This is a genomic window from Bradyrhizobium algeriense (genome assembly GCF_003062295.1).
Classification (GTDB): Bacteria; Pseudomonadota; Alphaproteobacteria; order Rhizobiales; family Xanthobacteraceae; genus Bradyrhizobium; species Bradyrhizobium algeriense.
On sequence record NZ_PYCN01000111.1, the window covers coordinates 1 to 2,642 of the forward strand.

At 62.8% G+C, this 2,642-nt stretch carries 3 protein-coding genes; all 3 read left to right on the forward strand.

Going from position 1 to position 2,642, the window contains the following annotated elements; genetic code table 11:
* The coding region (locus C7G61_RS45430; RefSeq protein WP_210205930.1) for a hypothetical protein at window positions 1-532 on the forward strand (532 nt) is incomplete at its 5' end.
* Entirely contained in the window at window positions 526-1,863 is a 1,338-nt protein-coding gene (locus tag C7G61_RS45640; protein ID WP_202975837.1) for a recombinase family protein, read from the forward strand. The genes C7G61_RS45430 and C7G61_RS45640, both read left to right, overlap by 7 nt.
* Window positions 1,809-2,627 (forward strand): hypothetical protein, encoded by an 819-nt coding sequence (locus C7G61_RS45645; RefSeq protein WP_202975838.1) that lies wholly within the window; start codon window positions 1,809-1,811, stop codon window positions 2,625-2,627. Before C7G61_RS45640 ends, C7G61_RS45645 begins: the two co-directional genes overlap by 55 nt.
* Window positions 2,628-2,642: the final 15 nt, after the last annotated feature.

Consider the following 2,642-nt stretch of genomic DNA (forward strand, 5'->3'; position numbering starts at 1 on the left):
GGCTCGCCGAACACGACAGAGTACCCCTATTTTGGAACGGGTCGTGTCTCACGTCACGATCACCGACCCGCATCATTTTCTGTTCGGGCACCGGCTTGAGGTGCTGAAGGAGCGGTCGGGACGCGGTCCCGCCTACGTTGTTGTCGCGCTGCCGGACGGACGGCGGCGGGGGGTTCGGATCGCGTCGACGGACCTTACCGAGACGTCGATCGCTTTCCGCCCGAACGCGGCCGACCTGCCGCGCATCAGTGTACGGACGCTGATCCCATTGATGCAACATTTGAGCGCGAGTCTGAGCCTTCTCGACGAGAAGGTGATTCGCGATGACCCACCGACCGCTCCCAGGTCGCGTTGCGTATCGACCCCTGCCAACGTTGGCAAATCCATCCGGCCGTCCGACGGCCGACATTCCGCGCCTCTGGCCAAATCTGTCGACCGCGACGCAAACCCAGATTGCTCAAACGATCGCCGCGCTGATGCGGCGAATGCAAGCGATCCCCGGCACGCCCGGAAGGGGACTGCGTCGTGCTGATCAGCTCGACCGTCGCTGACGAGCGGCTCACGACCGCTCACCGAGCCAAGTTGGCCTATGTCTACGTGCGGCAGTCATCCGTGAACCAGGTGCGCCAGCATCAGGAGAGCACCGAGCTGCAGTACCGCCTTGTCGATCGCGCCATCGGTCTGGGCTGGCCGCCCGAGCGCGTCCAGGTGATTGACGAGGATCTGGGCAAATCCGGTGCTGGCGGCGTGGACCGTCATGGTTTCCAGAAGCTCATTGCCGAGATCGGCCTTGGCAACGCCGGTCTCGTGGTGAGTCTCGACGCTTCGCGCTTGGCCCGCAATAACCGGGACTGGCATCAGCTTCTCGAACTGTGCTCGGTATTTGGCGTGCTGATTGCGGATGGCGAGCGGCTTTACGATCCGCGCGCCTATCACGACCGCCTGCTGTTGGGCCTGTCCGGCATCATGAGCGAGGCGGAGCTGCATCAGCTTCGGATGCGCCTTCACCAAGGGGAACGCCAGAAGGCGGCGCGGGGCGAACTGCGGCTGCCGCTGCCGGCCGGTCTCGCCTACGATCGAGCGGGCACAATTGTTCTCAATCCGGATGAGGAGGTGCGGGCCCGTCTTCATCTCGTGTTTGCCAAATTCCGGGAACTGCAAAGCGCGCGTCGTGTGATGCGTTACTTGGACAGGAATGGATTGTCCTTGCCGGTTCGGCCGCTGCTTGGACCTTCTCCACACGAGATCGTCTGGCGTGCGCCAGATAGCACACGCGTCCTTAATATCCTTCAGAATCCGGCCTATGCTGGGGCGTATGTTTATGGCCGCCGGCAAAAGGATCCGAGCCGATGCCGGCCGGGATCGCTGACGGGAACGGTCAAGGTAGCGATCGCGGATTGGGCGGTTTGCCTCCACGCCGCTCACCCAGGCTATATCAGCTGGGAGGAGTTCATGGCCAACCAGGGGCGACTGGCAGATAACGTCTGCCGCTATGAGGCAGGACACTCTGGCGTACCGCGCAAGGGGGCAGCCCTGTTACAAGGAATTGCGGTCTGCGGTCGTTGTGGACGGCGCATGAGCATGCGCTACACGGGCCCGAATGCCGACTATCCGGTCTATTGCTGCCGCTCGGATCGGGACCAGCAAGGCAGTGCAATGTGCCAGGAAGTCCGGGCCTTGGCGGTTGACGCGCTGGTCGAGCGGATGGTCCTCGATGCCCTGGTGCCGGATCAGATTGAGATCGCACTCGCAGCCGCGGGCCAACTGGGCAGGAGAGCCGTCAGCTCGAGCGCCAGTGGGCGCTTCGCGTGGAGCGCGCCCGCTACGAGGCCGAGCGCGCTCGGCGCCAGTATGACGCCGTAGAGCCCGAGAACCGTCTTGTGGCGCGCTCACTTGAGCGGGCTTGGGAAGAGAGGCTGCGTGTCGCAGAGGCGGTCGAGCAGGAGCATGCGCGTTGGCGCGGGCAAGAGCCGCTTCTGATTGGCCCGGCGGAATGCGCAGGGCTACAAGCGCTCGGCGAGAACCTACCGCGGATTTGGAACGCGGCCACCACGTCGGCAGCCGATCGCAAGCGCATTCTGCGATTTGTGATCCGCGAAGTCGTTCTTGATCAGAAGCGGACCCGAGGTCAGGTGTGGCTCAAGATCGTCTGGCAGACCGGTGCAACCAGCGAGCATCACGTGCAACGGCGCGTTCAGACCTACCGCGATTACATCGACATTGATCGGTTGCGGCAACGGATCGTCGAGTTGAATGCTGAACACAAAATGGATGCCGAGATCGCGGCAATACTCAATCAGGAAGGCTTCGTCGCGGCCCGAGGCTGCGCCTTCAAAGGCGAGAATGTCTGGCTGTTGCGTACCCGCTGGGGCATTCCCACCGTCAAAATCAACGGCGTGGACAAGAATCCGATGCGCTGGCCCGATGGAAGCTTCTCAATTCAGGGCGCTGCAGCCGAGCTCGGCGTCACCCCGCAAACGGTGTTCGATTATCTCGCGCGGGGATTGCTGGCAGGTCGTCAGTTAGCCAAAGGCCAGCCATGGCAGATCGAGCTCTCAGACGACCAAATCCGTCAGCTTCGCAATCGGGTACGACGCACCAAGCGTTCGAAGAAGGAGGCATCATGAAGTCATCGGCTCGCC